Source organism: Ferruginibacter sp., from assembly GCF_049840995.1.
In the GTDB taxonomy this organism is placed as follows: domain Bacteria; phylum Bacteroidota; class Bacteroidia; order Chitinophagales; family Chitinophagaceae; genus Ferruginibacter.
Map to the genome: position 1 here is coordinate 483,779 of NZ_JASGIP010000007.1, position 16,046 is coordinate 499,824.

Genomic DNA, 16,046 nt, shown 5'->3' on the forward strand with positions numbered 1-16,046 from the left:
CGGCCTATGCGAAAATTTCTACTATGTCTGCTGGTTTTGGCTTTCGGGCACGCGATTGCGCAGGATACGCTGAATTTTCCGCCACCTGAAAATCCGCCTGCAGTTTTTGCTACCCGCGCTAAACAAGCTGTTGTAATAGATGGCAGGCTCGATGAATTGTGTTGGCAGCAGGCACCGATAGTGAAAGATTTTTTCAGAATGGAACCCCGGCAGGGTGGGCGTATACTGTACGAAACGCAAGTCCGTGTAGTATTCGACAGTAAAAATGTTTATGTCGGTGCGTTTTGCAAAGACAGTTCTGGAAGAAAAGGAATGAGGGTCCAGGATTTGAAACGGGATTGGGACTACTCGGGAAGCGACAATTTTTATGTGTCGCTGGACCCGCAAAACACGAAGAGGTTTTGTGTCTCCTTCATGACCACACCTCTTGGTAATGTTCGGGATGTGCAGGTATTTGACGATGCGTTTCGTGACCTGGATTGGGATGCGTTATGGAAAGTCAGAACGTCAATAACGGACAGCGGCTGGTATGCTGAAATGGCTATTCCTTTTTCGAGCTTGCGATATGATAAACCAGCCGAAACAGATTCTGTCACCTGGGGTATCACTTTTTCGAGATTGGCAAGAAAGGATTATGAGAAAACGGTTTATCCGGCCATTCCCCAAACATTTACACCGCAGCGAATGACATATGCGGCGCAATTGAAAGGACTTGAGCTACCCGCACCATCAACAAATATTCGTGTGCAACCATATTTATTGTTTCAAAATGACAGGTCCGTCAGTTCACAGGGGATTGCCAACAAGAGTTCAAAATTTAAGACCGGTGGTGAAATGAAGTGGGCAATCAATCCACAGTCGGTACTTGACCTGACGTTTAATACTGACTTTGCGCAAGCAGATGTTGATCGTGTTGTAAATAACCTGACAAGATTTAATGTATTATTTCCGGAGCGCAGGCAATTTTTTCTCGAGAATAGCGGAATCTATGCGGGAGCAGATGTACGGGGGTTGAAACCTTTTTTTAGCAGGAGCATCGGTTTATCGAACACACAGTATAATGCCGACCCGGTTCCTCTTGATGCCGGGGTACGGTTTACAAATAGAAATCAAAAGCAGGCTATAGCTGCGTTATATGTTCATCAACGAGATACTGATTTGCAACCGGCAAGCAATTTTAGTGTGTTCAGGTATCTTCGGAATTATGGGAAACAAAGCAATGTAGGGGCAATGATCACTCACCGCCTGGACGAATCAGATAAGAATAAAGGCTTTGTTCAACGCTCGAATACTACAATAACAATTGATGGATTTATCCGGCCGAGAGACGACTTTAACATTCAATACCTGGTTACGGCTTCGCGTGATAACAGGGATGACAGTATTGGAGTCGCGGGAAATTTCTGGATAGAATATACGCCTAATAAGCTTTACGCATTTTGGAAAACAACTTATATCGATGACAAGTATGTTCCAGGGATGGGTTTCGTTTTTACCAACAATACTTTTTACAATAACGGAGGAGGCTACCTTATTTGGAGACCAAATAAAGGGTTGTTGGGAAAAATAATCCGGCGCTGGGATCCGGGCATTTTTGTTGAAACGTACCAGGATGGGAGGAATATGAAATTCCAGAGCGGAAACATTTACTTCTTTCCATTATATGTAATTTTTAAGGACAACAGCACCCTGGAAGGAGCAATCTATCCAACCTGGGAACATTTTTTCTTTAACCCCCTGGGATTCGATGTAAAACCCGGGAATTATTTCTTCACGAGGAAGCAGGTGAGATATTTGTCAGATGCAAGTAAGAAACTATCAGGCACGGTAAACTATTATTGGGGTAAGTATTATGACGCCTCATTGGATGAGCTCAATCTGAGTGTAAGGATTGCACCGCATCCGAAAGTCAATTTTACGGGGAGCTATCAACTGAATAAAATCCGGTCTTTGGGGATCAACAACGTGAATGAAGAGATTCATCTTTGGACGGCGGGGTGCAGGCTGGCTGCGAATCCAAGAATTCAACTGAGTGGGTTCTATCAGTATAATACGTTTGATAACCAGGGAAGATGGAACTTTCGGGGTAGCTGGGAAGTCGCACCTTTGAGTTTTCTGTACATTGTTTATAATGAAAATAGATTCGACAGCAGTCCTGCCAGGAATCAGAGTGTTATTTTTAAGTTTTCTTACCTGAAACAGTTTTAAATTGGGCTGCAGTCTGGGCAGGTGCTTTATGACATGTATTATACCGACGTGCCCAGGTGAAATGCAAGATCGCAATTATGAGGAGAAAAGTAATTGCTTTCTTTGGCAGGTGCGATCTTCGTTCGAAATGGAAGTATAGAAAAGAGTTGCGCTTATTCTGAAATCTAAACAAGCTTCGTTCTGTCTATGACGATAAACAAGAGGCGGATGAAGGGTATATAGAAGCAATATGCTACAGTAATATAAACAATCTTTAAACCATATCCAGATGTCAACACAACTAAAATTCATCCTGCTGGTATTCGCAGTAGCAAGTTTTACAAGTTTCAAAATTAACAATCATGGCGAATGTTCACAGTCAGAAGCCGGAACATTCAAGGTTGAAGTTCTTTACCCTGCAGGCGAGGATAAAACTTTCGACATGGACTACTACGAAAAGAAACACATGCCGATGGTAGCCCGGCATTTGGGCAAGAATTTGAGATACTATGAGATAGTCAAAGGAATAGGAGGGAGAACACCCAATGATAAAGCGCCATTTGTTGCCATAGGAACTTTTTACATCGCTGATGTTGCTGAGTATGGTAAAGCCATTGCGCAGAATAGAGAGGAGATATTAGGCGACATTAAGAATTATACGAACATTGTGCCTGTTGTACAGGTGAGTGAAATAAAGCAGGTGGTTTATAACGCTGATAAGAACCAATAAATTTACAATGTAAGGAAATAAATAATTGATTTTAACATGTTTATGATTTTACGTTTGCTGTTTGCAAATTGCGAACAAAAAACGTATCTTAGATATATGAAATCCCACAACGGAATGCGTCCGCAGGATATAGTTGTACTTCTTAAAGTATTGAAGATTCCCGAACCCAATTGGCAGTATCGTGATGTTGCCATCGCACTAAAGCTTAGCCTTTCGGAGATTTCCGAATCACTTCAACGGAGTCATATTGCAGGATTGATTGATGATACAAAAAAGAAAGTATATCGTGAAAATTTGATGGAGTTTATTGAACATGGACTGCATTATGTTTTTCCTGTCCTTCCAGGGACAATGGTTACTGGTATACCTACTGCCCATTCACATCCTTTTTTCAAAAAGAAATTTAAAGCCGAGTTTCAGTATGTGTGGGACGCAGACAAAGGAGATGAACGCGGACTCGCCATTACTCCTTTATACAAGAATGTAGCTGAAGCGGTTCTGATAGACGAAACATTATATTTATTGTTAGCAGCAATTGATATATACCGGGTTGGTCGTGTTAGGGAATTAAAAGTGGCAAAAGAAGTATTAGAACAGCATATCCTCAGTTGAGCAGACAGGAAAACATAACACGGATAAAAGCAGTGTATGATGCTTTGGAAGATTTGGCACCCACTTGTGTCTTTGTTGGTGGCGCAACAGTTGATCTTTATAGCGAACGTCCAGCGAGTGAAGTGCGACCGACTGAAGATGTCGATGTACTTATTGAGCTAATGAATTACCATGGATATGCTCATATTGAAGAAAGACTTAGGCAGAAAGGCTTTGTCAATGATATCGAATCCGGTGTCATCTGCCGATATCGTTTACATGGAATTATAGTTGATATCATGCCGACTGATAGCCGTGTACTCGGATTCTCCAACCAATGGTATACGGAAGGCTACCAAAACGCAATAGATTTTCAGCTCGATGATTCACATATGATAAAAATCCTTCGTCCGGATTATTTTATGGCCAGCAAGGTGGAAGCGTTTCGGGATCGGGGTAAAGGAGATGGTCGTTTTAGTACGGATTTCGAGGATATAGTTTATGTACTTAATGCTCGTCCCTCAATCTATTCGGAAATGAAACAAGCACCTGAGCAGTTAAGAGTATTTCTGAGAGATCATTTTAATGAATTGCTTGCCCACCCATACCTTGAAGAATGGATATCCGCTCACCTCGAATTCGCTGAGCAACGGAAAATTAGCACCATCATTGGAGGTTTACAGGAACTCGTACATGGTGAGTAAACTAAAGAAATACAATACTACCCTGAAAGAGGAAGCCACATCACGCTTAATAACGCCACATTTCCTGCAATGCAAGACAATGAAGATTGTCAAATCGCTGAAACTGGTCGAAATAGACCCGCTGGATAAAAATGGACTGACAGGTTTTTCAAAAACTGTAAACGATCAATTGACTGGATCTCAGCCATAAACATTCCCATCCCAAAAAACATTTGCGCAAATCAAAAGAACATCTATCTTTAATCAAAAGAACATCTATCTTTGATGTGTACTAGATATATAGTACACTAAATCACCAGCATGGTTAGCATACAAAATGTTTCATTCGCTTACAGGAAGAAGCCGGTATTTAATGGCTTGAATCTCAACTTCCAGGCAGGTCATGTATATGGCCTTCTCGGAAAAAATGGCACTGGTAAATCCAGCCTCCTGCGCAATATTGCCGGACTTTTGTTTCCCCAAAAAGGAACCATCTCCGTCAATGGGTTTACACCAGCCGACCGCCTTCCGGATTTTCTGCAAGACGTATTTATGGTACCTGAAGAATTCTATCTGCCCGATATTCCGGTTGCCGGTTTCATAAAAAGCTATGTTCCCTTCTATCCCTGTTTTAATAACGATAAGTTCAGGGACTATATGTCTGTTTTCGAAATTCCTTCGGACAGCACACTGCAGAATATGAGTTATGGACAAAAAAAGAAAGTCCTGATCTCCTTCGCACTTGCAAGCAACGCCAAGCTCTTGCTCATGGACGAACCCACCAACGGCCTCGATATCATGAGTAAAAGCCAGTTAAGAAAAATTCTCGCACAGGCACTTGATGAAGAACGTTGCATCATCATCAGTACGCACCAGGTAAAAGATCTCGAGAATCTCATCGACAGGATCACCGTCATTGACGATGGAAAAATCCTTTTTGACCAGAATGTAGATGATATTTCTCAAAAATTATCTTTCCGGTTTGCTAATAACGAGTCTGATCTCGCAACTGCTCTATACAAAGAATCATCACTCGCGGGGAATGTTATCGTTACTCCCAACATTGAGGGAGAGGAAACCAAGCTCGACCTCGAACTACTTTATAAAGCCATCGTGACCAACAGCGGTAACATCACGAAACTGTTTCAATCGTAAATCTCTTTTATGAACCAATTCTTTAGTGTCAGAAGATTTTCTTTATTGGTAGGAAAGCACTGGGCTGATAATAAAAAACGCTACCTGTTAGCTATCACCGGATTTATCATACTGCTGATTGTCTGGTTCACCTTTACAATGCTGGTCGATGGGAATAAACCCATGGAAGAAGAAATGCAATTGATCACTTTCTTTTTCTCTCTTTTCGGCGTGGGTTCCTTTTATGCCAGCCAGTATTTCCGTGATCTCGGTTCGCGGGCAAAAGGAATCAACTTTTTACTGGTACCTGCTTCCGCATTTGAAAAAATCCTTTGCAGTATCCTGTATACAGTTGTATTATTCTTCGGTGTTTTCCTGGCTGCATTCTACCTCGTAGATGTAATTATGGTTGCAATAGCCAACAAATTTTTGGTCACAAACGATCCGATCCAACAGACAAAGGTCTTTAACGTGTTCCGTGCGGCCATTGTTCCTATAGATAATCACTCGAGGCTCAATGTTGTGATGATATTCTTTTCGCTGCAATCCATCTTTTTGCTTGGGTCCATTTATTTCAGTAAATATGGATTCGTCAAAACTGTTATCAGCGGTTTCGTAATATTCTTCCTGATTTTTTGTGTCATCTTTTTGTTATACGAACACCTGATGCCGGAGGGTGATTACAAAAGCGGATTTCTTACATCGTACGAGATTACAACAAATGGACCCGATAACCATCTCGTGCAAATACCACACTGGATAGGTGACATTCTTCGATTTATCCTGCTGTATGCACTTGCACCATTTTTTTGGATCGTCAGCTATTACCGGCTGAAGGAAAAACAAGTGTAGCCTTTAAAAAAAATATCATGCAATTCAGAGAATCAAGAGCCATATACCTGCAAATAGCTGATTTCATCTGCGAACACATCCTTTTGAAAAAATGGAAACCAGATGAACGTATACCGGCTGTGCGCGAGTTAGCGGTACAACTGGAGGTGAATCCCAATACCGTCATGCGCACATATGAGTTTTTGCAGGGACAAAACATCATTCAAAACCAAAGAGGGATAGGCTATTTCGTGAGCAGTGATGGTGTTAAACACGCCACAGAATATCGTAAGACCGAATTTATAGAAAAAGAGCTCCCTGCTATTTTCAGGAACATCTACCTGCTGGATATGGATGTCGATGAGTTAAAACCACAATATGAGAAGTTCAAAAAACAGAATTATGAAAAAGAGTAACAGAATATTATTAGGCGGTTTCCTTACTGTGGTATTGCTCATCACAGGAATTCACATAGCTCTGTATGCCAAATACAGGAACGGACATTATACCATCTCTCAACCTGATAATAAACGTGGCAAAGGCACCATGCAATCATTCCCTGAAGTATCGGTCATAATGATGCAGAATGTCAGTGGCGCCAGCATTATTTTCGGTGATGCCCTGGAAGTTGAGAAAGGAAAAGAAGAAATCATAGAAACAGTTAAGAAAGGTGATAGCGTGATCATTACCGGACGTGGTATAAAAGGTCAGGTCGGTGGCCCCAATGAAGTGCGCTTTACCTTGCCACGTAACGTGACAATTTCTGCGCTTAATTCCTTTATCTATTTTGACAAAGGCAAAGACGATTCCACAACCAATCCCACATTCTATTTACAAAAATCACATATTGATTTTGGCTATACAAGAAAACCCATTCAGCTGGGAAATGTTAAAGTATTCGCATCAGATAATTCGCTAGCCCTCTTCGAAGGTTATACGCAAGTCAGCAATCTTGAAATACTATTAAGGAATTCCGCACTCGAATACAGGGAAGGTGACATCGGTCAATTGTCGATCGCAACTGATTCCAGCTCCCGATTTATACTTCAGTCCAAACATTTATTAAAAGCAAAAATTACTTCGGTCCCTAGTAACCCATAACAATCATTCAATAGACAACCATTGTGCTGGCTACCCAAAAGTGCCAACTGGCCGCGCCATGTCCCAACTCTTTAAAAGTATAGCCATGAAAATTAAAATTTTATTCTTCAGCTTTTTGTTATCTGCCATCGGCGCTTTGGCGCAAAATACCGGCAAGATTTCAGGCACCATCCTGAAAAATGAGAAGCCTGCAGAAGGAGCAACTGTCAGCCTCTTGCGTGCGAAAGATTCTGCAACAGTCAAGCTAACAGCAGTAAGTAAAGAAGGAGCATATGCTTTTGACAATATTGTCGAAGGAAGGTATCTTCTTTCTGTAACGGCTGTTGGACATCAGAAAGCATGGTCGCCGGTTATTGAACTTTCTTCACCATCACTATCAGCGCAGGTTCCATCGATCAGCCTTGCTCCAATCAGCAAGGATCTCGCTGCCGTAACAGTTACATCAAAGCGGCCTTTGGTGGAACAGCGCATCGACCGCACCATCGTAAATGTCGAAGCATCCATTACCAATATCGGCACTTCGGCTCTTGAAGTTCTGGAAAAGGCGCCGGGTGTAACAGTTGATCGTGACGGTAATATCAGTCTCAAAGGGAAAGATGGTGTAATGATCATGGTTGATGGGCGTCCTACTCAATTAAGCGGTGCCGACCTTGCCAATCTTTTACGTAACATGAACTCCAGTCAGCTGGACCAGGTTGAAATCATGACCAATCCGCCTGCAAAGTATGAAGCTGCGGGTACGGCAGGCATCATTAATATCAAGACGAAAAAAGCGCTTACCGCAGGTTTTAACGGATCAGCAAGCCTTGCTTACTCCCAGGGGAAATATCCTAAAACCAACGAAGGCTTCAATTTCAACTACCGCAATGCAAAATGGAATCTCTTCACGAACCTTAGTCATAATTACCAGAAGCGGTTTCAAACCATGCGTCTCGACAGGAATATCCTGGATGATAATGATCAGTCAGTGGTTAAAATATTCAACCAGGTTACCGACAGGATTGGAGCAGGCAATGCTTATGCTGCAAAATTCGGCGCCGACTTTTTTGCCAGCAAGCGTACTACATTCGGCACTGTCGTAAATCTCAGCGCAAGAGAGATCACATTCAATAATCCCAATATCACCAATATCTCGAATGCTGCGAAGGAACTGGAATCTGTAACCAATGCGTTTGTAAATACAAAGAGCGACTGGAAAAGCATTAATGCGAATCTCAATTTCCGCAGAATTCTGGATGGAAAAGGAAAAGAGCTCACATCAGACATTGACTTTGTAAAGCACAGTACGGACAATGACCTGTTCATGGTCAATTCATACACCAATGCAGCCGGTGATGCGATCAGCAAGGCAGATACACTGACGGGGCTCCTGCCACAGGAGATCGATGTATACAGCGCGAAAGCAGACTACCTGCATCCTTTGAAAAAAGACGCAAGATTTGAAGCGGGTATTAAGACAAGTATTGTGCGCACGGATAACAATGCGCGTTATGACAGTATCCAGTACGGGCAGATAATTCCAGATTTGAACCGCAGCAATCATTTTATCTACCAGGAGAATATCAATGCGGCCTATCTTAATCTAAGCGCTCCGTTATCGAAAAAAATAACAGCACAGTTTGGTTTGCGCCTGGAAAATACCAATGCGACGGGCAGACAGAAATCAACCGGTGAAAATTTTGACCGTCACTATACGCAATTATTCCCTACTGCATACTTCCAATACAAGGCAAATGACAAGAATAATTTCGGAGTAAATTTCGGTAGACGCGTTCGTCGTCCCAGCTACCAGAGCCTGAATCCCTTCATTCGTTTTTTAGACAGGTATACCTATAGCCAGGGTAATCCAAATCTCAAACCTTCTACAAGCAATAATATCGAGCTCACGCATACGTGGAACAACCAGATCACTACGACGCTGAACTATTCCCGTACAAAGGATATCATCCAGGAGATCATTCAGCAGAGAGGAGAGGAGGCATACAACATGCCGGATAATGTTTCATCGATGAAAAATTTCGGAATTGCCATAAATGCAAACACGCTCATCACCAAATGGTGGACGGGCAATATCAACATTAGTGTCAATCATGACAGGTATAATGGAGTTGTGAATGGTGACCCGATCCGCCTATCAGCTACATCTTTTGCGCTTAACGGTACGCAACAATTCAAAATAAGTAAAACATTCAGCGCAGAACTGAACGGTATGTACAGGAGCGGATGGCTGGAAGGGGTAATCAGGGTTAAACCCGTTGGACTGATTGGCGCCGGTGTAAGTCAGCAGGTATTGAAAGGTAAGGGTACAGTCCGGTTGACCGCACGCGATATTTTCTATACGCAAAAGTTCAAGGGAAAAAGCCGGTACAGTAATGTCGACGTGAGCATCCGTCAGCAAAGTGATACACAAATCATCACGCTTGGTGTTACCTACAATTTCAGTAAAGGAAAGAAAGTGGCGCCAGTGAAAAGAACAGGTGGCGGCGTAAATGACGAGCAAAGCCGGATTGGTGGCGGCGGTAATTAGACAGTAACGATTTAAATACGGAATCATAAAGATAATTAATTAAAGATGGATAACTCGGCAATCATTAAAACCCAGGCGCTATCCTATTATTATTCTGCCCAGGAGAAAACGCTTTCAGAAATAAACCTGCGGGTAGAGCAGGGGAGTGTGTACGGCTTTCTTGGTCCAAATGGTTCAGGCAAGACAACGACATTAAGCCTGCTACTTGGATTGCTGGAATCGCCACATGGCAGCATTGAAATTTTTGGCGAGCATCTTTATGCAAACCGTATAGGCATTCTGAAAAAAATCGGTTCACTGATCGAATCATCTTCACTATATGGACATCTCACTGCCAAAGAGAACCTCGAGGTCTATCGCGCTGTCTACGGTGCAACCAAAGCCAGGGTTGACGAAGTGTTACAGATCGTTGGCCTGGGAGACGCCGGTAAAAAGACGGTAAAGAAATTTTCGCTGGGGATGAAACAACGATTATCCATTGCGCTGGCATTGCTGCCAACTCCCGAATTGCTGGTTCTCGACGAACCATCGAATGGATTGGATCCTGCGGGTATCATCGAGTTACGTGAGTTGATAAAGAGATTGAATAAAGAACATGGAATGACAATACTCATTTCCAGTCACCTTTTGGGTGAAGTGGAGAAAATGGTGAGTCATGTCGGGATTATTCTCAAAGGAAGAATGCTGTTCCAGGGAACCTTGTCAGAACTCCATTCATTTCAGCAAAAAGGTTCAAGACTGTTTATCCGGACATCAGACAATGAACGGGCGTATCAATTGCTGCAGGACCAGCAACCTTTAAAGACAGACGGAGCTGTATCTGTAGCTTTCCATGACGATCACCAGATTGCGACGATTAACCGTACACTGATGCAGCAAGGACTGGATGTTTACTTGCTGAATCCCCAGAAAAACGATCTCGAACAATTATTTATTGACCTTACATCTTCACAATCATGAGCCTGTTAGTTTCACTTCGTTCAGAAATATTGAAATCAAAACGTACAGCTGCATTCTATTTTACACTGATTGGCGCTGCGACGGTTCCCTTTCTTATTTTGTTCACTATTGCTTCACATGGTTTGCCAGAAGCAGAAAGGACCGCTAAAGACCCTGTCAATGCGCTGTTTAATTTATCATCCAACATGGTAGGACTGATGATATTTCCTTTGTTTATCGTTTTGATCTGTACCCTATTGCCACAAATAGAATTTAAGAATTCGACATGGAAACAGGTGTTGACTTCTCCACAGAAAAAAGAGGATGTATTTGTAGCGAAGTTTCTGAATATTCACCTGATGATGGTGTTGTTTTTATTGATCAGCCACATTTTTACCTGGGTAGTGATTATTGCGGCTCATTTTATTCTGCCACAGTACAACATCCTGGATCATTCATTTGATGCCGGAAAAATCCTTTCGGCGAATGCGCATATCTATTTATCAGGTCTGGGTATTTGTGCACTTCAATTTTGGATTGGACTGCGATCCAGGAATTTCATTGCCCCTGTTGCGATTGGCGTTGCATGCTGGATACTGGGGTCAATGATGGTGTTTGAATATGAATCCACCGCGTCACCGTATTTCCCTTACTGTTTCCCGGCCATTCGTCTTTCACCGCGATTTAATCCCCAGCTTGACCGGGTCGAATGGATATCGTTTGCATATTCCATCCTGTTCCTGGTTGTTGGTTTTGGAGATTTCAGGAGAAGGAAGAAATTGAAGTAACAGCAATGACATTTATTAGTTAAGCTGCAATCGGATTTGATTGGATTGTGGCTTAACTCTAAATACTGATCCATTCACTGGTTTTGAAAACGTACCGGTGTTGACCTTGAACGTGTATTCGAGATTTTCAAAACTGCAATGAATAGCTTTCGATTCAACATTGGTGAATGGTAATTTATCTTTCTTAGGTGCGTCCAGGTCGAAATACCAATCAATTGCAGCAGCGGAAACCAGTTTTATGGTGATTTGCTGCTCACCCAGATCAATTTCAAAACTTCCATTGACTGTTGTCAATGGCCAGGAGATATGCATCGAAGACGTTCCGGTTGTTCTAAACACGGGGTCTTTACCCTCAATGTTTACTTCATTGCCGTTGACGTTTGCTTTGAGCCGCAACCCCGCGAGTTTATCCGGCTCGCTCCAGAGATATCCGTCCACTACCGGTAGGGTGAAAAAGCTGCATTCATTGGATGTGGCTTTTTGTTTTTCATAAATGGAGAGCAACTTTTCATTGAACAGGTGAATATCGCGGACGCGTAATGAATTGTTTTCCCACAATAAGTTTACCCGATAGAAACGACTATTGTACCAGGTGGTTTTCAAATTGCTGCCGGCGATATCCTTGCTTACTGAAAAGGATGTCGCAGGGGTAACGCTGTATTTATCCCGGAACCATCGGCCGGATGCTTCCAAAGTTTCCACTCTTATTTTTTTTTCATTACGCAGTTTGGCGAGCAGCGGCATTTGGATCTCAAACCCTTTTTTCATCGCGTCCCAGGTAAATGAATTTTCCTGTCCGGCCTGTGTATAGTTGAACCCAACGGACGGATCGTTCACAAAGGATTTCAAAAACCAATTGACCCAGGCAGAGTCGCCACCGCCAAAATTGTAGACTGGCTCGAGCGTTATAACACCCTGGCGCTGGCTGCCCAGGTCCTGATCATATTGCCGGATAGGATCGCTGCCCAGCATCCTGAAAATGGGAACTGGAATTTGTGCGCTTTCATATTGCGCAGGCATATAGGAATTGATCTTGCTGGGGTAATATGCCTGGTTCCAGTAACCACCCCACAGGGTGTATCCATCGGTACCATATTGATCTTTACAATTCGCTGAAGCAATGATGTGGTATTTTTCATGCATGTAGCTCAGGCTATGCGCATCGATGAACCAGGAAGCAACGGATTTGGGATAATAGCCAAAGATTTTTTTGAAATCGCTCATGTAAGCATCGATCAGCAATTCTCTTTCTGCTGGAGTATAGCCTGTGGAGAAGCCTACATCGGCATGCCAGTCCCATGGATAACGACCACGCCATTTCAAACCTGCTTTTTCAACCAGTGGCTGAGGAATTTCCCACCATGCACCGATCTCAAATGAATTTTTAGGAAGCTTTTTGAGCAGTTGTTGATATTTAGGTTCCATCAACGCATCATATTGCAATAAAAATGTACCACCGAGTTTATACCGCTGCATTATTTCGATTTGCTTCACGACAGTCTGGTATAATACTTCCTGGGTGATAGCAGGATCGCGGGGTTCAAGCAAGCGGATAAAGTTGACGATGTTGACGATTTTAGGTGAATCGCCAGGATCATCCGAATGTTCGTTTTTATTGCTATTGTTGTAAGAGGAAAGCAGTATGATGCATACCAGGCTTACCGGTATATATGTGCTGAATATTTTGCTGAACTTTTTTTGCATGGCAACAAAGATGGGATTTTAAGCATTTAAGATGCTGCGATGCAATTTAATCATCTCCACCTCGAAAAAAAATCAGATATTTCAACAATGAAACTAGCCTTTTTTTCAAAGATATTCTCCCTGCTATTGACTTGCTTGTGCGGTACTATCGCAATTGCCCAAACTACTCCATCAGTTATACCGGGTGATTTCCCTGATCCGTCGATAATCCGGACGTCAAAAGGTTATTATGCAGCAGGCACTTCATCCGAGTGGGCACCAGTGTACCCGATTTATTTTTCCAGTGATCTGAAAAAATGGAAACAGGTTGGTAATGTGTTTGAGAAGGCGCCGGAATGGACTGCCGGGTCATTTTGGGCGCCTGAGTATTATAAGATCGGGGATACCTATTATATCTATTATACGGCACGCAGGAGGTCTGATAATATCTCCTGTATAGGCGTGGCTACTTCAAGATATCCCGACCGTGACTTTATTGATCATGGTGTAGTTGTTGAGCATGATAAAGAAGCTATAGATGCATTTATCGTCAATGAAAATGGACAATTGTATATCACCTATAAAGCATACGGATTGGATAATCGCCCGATTGAATTGCTGGCGAAGAAACTTTCTGCGGATGGATTGAAAACGGAAGGTGAATCATTTTCATTGCTGAAAGATGATGAGCGGATTGGGTTGGAAGGACAGGCGATCATGAAGCAGAACGGTTATTATTATATTTTTTACTCTGCAGGTGGATGTTGTGGGGGTGGCTGGCAGTTATCATATGCGTGTCGCAAGATCTAAGAATTTTGCTGGTCCTTATGAAAAATATAATGGTGGTGAATTGCTTAGGCCTTCAGCAGGCTGGAAATGCATAGGGCATGGTACGTTTGTGCAATCTGCGTCCGGGGTTTATTATTTTTTATCACATGCCTATAATGAGGTCAGTGATATTTATACGGGCAGACAGGGAATGTTATCAACGTTGTCCTGGCCCAAAGGAAAAGACTGGCCGGTGATGAATGCCGTGGCAACTGAATTGCCTGTTCCGGAGATACATGATGATTTCAATGGGAAAACTCCGGGGTTGTACTGGCGTTATGATCTGCATAAGAGTATCCCGGTGGTCAGGCAGGAGAATGGGAATCTTATTTTATCGGGGAATATGATTGCTGGTAACACTACTGGTATTTTATATGGAGTCCGGCCGTATACAGCTCATTATAGTATAAGCACGACGGTGACTAATGATAATGATGCGGTGAAAGGACTATCATTTTATGGCACTTTCGATAATGCGATAGGTATTGGATATAGAAATAATGTTCTTACATTCTGGAGGGTTAAAGCAGGCGTGACAGATAATATCGATTCTGTTGTATTTACAACGAATACAGGTGCGCCGCTGGAATTGAAAATGGAGATGTTGCCTGATAAAACGGCAAGGGCTTTTTACAGGCAGGGCGGAGTTGGCAGTTGGAATGAATTGAAAGGAAGTGAAAATATATCCGTCGATTTTTTACCACAGTGGGATAGGGCGCCGCGGGTGGGTTTGTTTTTTAAAGGGGATGCGACGCAGGATGCTTCGTTTGGGAGGTTTGATTTGGTGAACCTGAAATAAACCGCTGTATAATTAATTGTGGCCGGCAACATCGTTACCGCCTACTTTGTCACACCGGGCCGGCAGCGTCATTGTTAAATGTCGTATGCGAACACTTCCTTGCTACCTTGTCACACCGGGCCAGTTATACAAACCCTAACAGTTTGCAGAATATAAGACCCGGTGTCTCTTAATTACAAGATTCACTATTTTGTTGGGAGTGTACGAAAAATACTTTAATTGTTATAGGCAAGCTTGAATTTACTCAAACCCTAATCCTTGTTAGAGACCCCGGGTCTTGCAACCTCATTACAGTTACCTTCATTCAACCCGGCCCGGGGTGACATACTAAGTACAAGTTTCATGCAGGCGCCCTAAAATGTCGTCTGCAACATCGTTACCACCCACTTTGTCACACCGGCCGGCAGCGTCATTGTTAAATGTCGTATGCGACACTTCCTTACTACCTTGTCACACCGGGCCAGTTACACAAACCCTAACAGTTTGCAGAATATAAGACCCGGTGTCTCTTAATTACAAGATTCACGATTTTGTTGGGAGTGTACGAACATGATAGTGTACACTTCGGTGGAGCATCCGCCTGATCCGCAGCAGGAGGAAGTATTTTCGTTTTTGTCCCGCAAAGCGATTTCGCTGTATTTCTGCCGGACCATTTCTTTGATTTGTTGTTGAGTTTCCATTTATTTATAAAGTTTATTATTTAAACGTAATATTACGATGAATATGTTCAAAAAAAATCAACAGCAACTGTTGCTGATCTTTGCTGTGAAAAATTCTTCCATCGTTGCTTTATACTGTTTCCAGACTTTGGGGTCGATACAATAGCAAACGCTGGTTCCTTCAATGGTCCCTTGGATAAGCCCGGCATTCTTTAATTCTTTCAAATGCTGGCTGATCGTAGCCTGGGCCAATCCCAGTTCATCCACGAGCTCACCACAGATACAGGCATCTGCTTTTACGAGATGTTGGATGATGGCGATGCGTGCAGGATGCGCCAATGCCTTTAGCATGGAAGCCATCCTGTTTTGCTTTTCAGTGAACATTTCAGTTTTTGTCAGACCCATATTAATCGCAATATTACGATAATATATTTCATACACCCAAATTTATTTCATGCATTGTAATGACTGACGAGTAACCGGCAGGAATGTCCGTTTCCGGACAGTGTACGCCCGGTTTCGTACATCTGCTGGCAAATTAATAATGTTCAACCTGTATCTCAAGC

Annotated in this window: 15 protein-coding genes; 13 read left to right on the plus strand and 2 right to left on the minus strand. The window is 42.7% G+C overall.

Annotation, left to right across the window (positions count from 1 at the left end):
• Positions 1-6: 6 nt before the first annotated feature.
• The 11 genes from QM738_RS20620 to QM738_RS20670 all read left to right on the plus strand — a co-directional run bounded on the left by QM738_RS20620 (position 7) and on the right by QM738_RS20670 (position 11,511).
• On the plus strand, positions 7-2,208 hold the full coding sequence (locus tag QM738_RS20620; RefSeq protein ID WP_462278637.1) for a DUF5916 domain-containing protein: 2,202 nt from the start codon (positions 7-9) through the stop codon (positions 2,206-2,208).
• A gap of 268 nt (positions 2,209-2,476) precedes the next feature.
• Positions 2,477-2,917 carry an EthD family reductase gene (locus tag QM738_RS20625; protein ID WP_462278638.1) on the plus strand — a complete coding sequence of 147 codons (441 nt, stop codon included), beginning with the start codon at positions 2,477-2,479 and terminating at the stop codon, positions 2,915-2,917.
• Positions 2,918-3,013: 96 nt separating this feature from the next.
• Entirely contained in the window at positions 3,014-3,529 is a 516-nt protein-coding gene (locus tag QM738_RS20630) for a hypothetical protein (RefSeq protein ID WP_462278639.1), read from the plus strand.
• On the plus strand, positions 3,526-4,212 hold the full coding sequence (locus QM738_RS20635) for a hypothetical protein (protein WP_462278640.1): 687 nt from the start codon (positions 3,526-3,528) through the stop codon (positions 4,210-4,212). The genes QM738_RS20630 and QM738_RS20635 overlap by 4 nt, the downstream gene beginning before the upstream one ends.
• Before the next feature lie 300 nt (positions 4,213-4,512).
• A complete protein-coding gene (locus QM738_RS20640) occupies positions 4,513-5,346 on the plus strand; it encodes an ABC transporter ATP-binding protein (protein ID WP_462278641.1) in 834 nt (277 codons plus the stop codon).
• 9 nt (positions 5,347-5,355) lie between these two features.
• The gene (locus QM738_RS20645) at positions 5,356-6,177 is read left to right on the plus strand and encodes a hypothetical protein (protein WP_462278642.1); all 822 of its coding nucleotides are present in this window, start codon (positions 5,356-5,358) and stop codon (positions 6,175-6,177) included.
• A 17-nt stretch (positions 6,178-6,194) separates the two neighbouring features.
• Positions 6,195-6,572, plus strand: coding sequence for a GntR family transcriptional regulator (locus QM738_RS20650; protein WP_462278643.1), 378 nt, complete (start codon positions 6,195-6,197; stop codon positions 6,570-6,572).
• Positions 6,559-7,257, plus strand: a complete 699-nt coding sequence (locus tag QM738_RS20655; protein ID WP_462278644.1) for a hypothetical protein — start codon at positions 6,559-6,561, stop codon at positions 7,255-7,257. Before QM738_RS20650 ends, QM738_RS20655 begins: the two co-directional genes overlap by 14 nt.
• 85 nt (positions 7,258-7,342) lie before the next feature.
• Positions 7,343-9,784: a TonB-dependent receptor domain-containing protein gene (locus QM738_RS20660; protein WP_462278645.1), complete on the plus strand. Its 2,442-nt coding sequence runs from the start codon at positions 7,343-7,345 to the stop codon at positions 9,782-9,784.
• 45 nt (positions 9,785-9,829) lie between these two features.
• Entirely contained in the window at positions 9,830-10,744 is a 915-nt protein-coding gene (locus QM738_RS20665) for an ATP-binding cassette domain-containing protein (RefSeq protein ID WP_462278646.1), read from the plus strand.
• Positions 10,741-11,511 carry an ABC transporter permease gene (locus QM738_RS20670; RefSeq protein ID WP_462278647.1) on the plus strand — a complete coding sequence of 257 codons (771 nt, stop codon included), beginning with the start codon at positions 10,741-10,743 and terminating at the stop codon, positions 11,509-11,511. The genes QM738_RS20665 and QM738_RS20670 overlap by 4 nt, the downstream gene beginning before the upstream one ends.
• Before the next feature lie 15 nt (positions 11,512-11,526).
• Here QM738_RS20670 and QM738_RS20675 read toward each other — a convergent pair whose 3' ends face one another.
• Positions 11,527-12,987 (minus strand): hypothetical protein, encoded by a 1,461-nt coding sequence (locus tag QM738_RS20675; RefSeq protein ID WP_462278648.1) that lies wholly within the window; start codon positions 12,985-12,987, stop codon positions 11,527-11,529.
• Positions 12,988-13,302: 315 nt separating this feature from the next.
• Here QM738_RS20675 and QM738_RS20680 point away from each other — a divergent pair, with 315 nt between their 5' ends.
• Positions 13,303-14,004 (plus strand): family 43 glycosylhydrolase, encoded by a 702-nt coding sequence (locus QM738_RS20680; protein ID WP_462278649.1) that lies wholly within the window; start codon positions 13,303-13,305, stop codon positions 14,002-14,004.
• Positions 13,985-14,821: a family 43 glycosylhydrolase gene (locus QM738_RS20685; RefSeq protein ID WP_462278650.1), complete on the plus strand. Its 837-nt coding sequence runs from the start codon at positions 13,985-13,987 to the stop codon at positions 14,819-14,821. The genes QM738_RS20680 and QM738_RS20685 overlap by 20 nt, the downstream gene beginning before the upstream one ends.
• 737 nt (positions 14,822-15,558) lie before the next feature.
• On the opposite strand, the gene QM738_RS20690 is transcribed toward QM738_RS20685, so the two are convergent.
• A complete protein-coding gene (locus tag QM738_RS20690; protein ID WP_462278651.1) occupies positions 15,559-15,885 on the minus strand; it encodes an ArsR/SmtB family transcription factor in 327 nt (108 codons plus the stop codon).
• Positions 15,886-16,046 lie beyond the last annotated feature (161 nt).

Excerpts from the sequence above, each read along its gene's own strand:
- QM738_RS20685 (WP_462278650.1), top strand. The coding sequence starts at position 13,985 with ATGCGTGTCGCAAGATCTAAGAATTTTGCTGGTCCTTATGAAAAATAT.
- QM738_RS20670 (WP_462278647.1), top strand. The coding sequence starts at position 10,741 with ATGAGCCTGTTAGTTTCACTTCGTTCAGAAATATTGAAATCAAAACGT.
- QM738_RS20675 (WP_462278648.1), bottom strand. The coding sequence starts at position 12,987 with ATGCAGCGGTATAAACTCGGTGGTACATTTTTATTGCAATATGATGCG.
- QM738_RS20655 (WP_462278644.1), top strand. The coding sequence starts at position 6,559 with ATGAAAAAGAGTAACAGAATATTATTAGGCGGTTTCCTTACTGTGGTA.
- QM738_RS20665 (WP_462278646.1), top strand. The coding sequence starts at position 9,830 with ATGGATAACTCGGCAATCATTAAAACCCAGGCGCTATCCTATTATTAT.
- QM738_RS20645 (WP_462278642.1), top strand. The coding sequence starts at position 5,356 with ATGAACCAATTCTTTAGTGTCAGAAGATTTTCTTTATTGGTAGGAAAG.
- QM738_RS20690 (WP_462278651.1), bottom strand. The coding sequence starts at position 15,885 with ATGGGTCTGACAAAAACTGAAATGTTCACTGAAAAGCAAAACAGGATG.
- QM738_RS20625 (WP_462278638.1), top strand. The coding sequence starts at position 2,477 with ATGTCAACACAACTAAAATTCATCCTGCTGGTATTCGCAGTAGCAAGT.
- QM738_RS20650 (WP_462278643.1), top strand. The coding sequence starts at position 6,195 with ATGCAATTCAGAGAATCAAGAGCCATATACCTGCAAATAGCTGATTTC.
- QM738_RS20630 (WP_462278639.1), top strand. The coding sequence starts at position 3,014 with ATGAAATCCCACAACGGAATGCGTCCGCAGGATATAGTTGTACTTCTT.
- QM738_RS20660 (WP_462278645.1), top strand. The coding sequence starts at position 7,343 with ATGAAAATTAAAATTTTATTCTTCAGCTTTTTGTTATCTGCCATCGGC.
- QM738_RS20640 (WP_462278641.1), top strand. The coding sequence starts at position 4,513 with ATGGTTAGCATACAAAATGTTTCATTCGCTTACAGGAAGAAGCCGGTA.
- QM738_RS20620 (WP_462278637.1), top strand. The coding sequence starts at position 7 with ATGCGAAAATTTCTACTATGTCTGCTGGTTTTGGCTTTCGGGCACGCG.
- QM738_RS20680 (WP_462278649.1), top strand. The coding sequence starts at position 13,303 with ATGAAACTAGCCTTTTTTTCAAAGATATTCTCCCTGCTATTGACTTGC.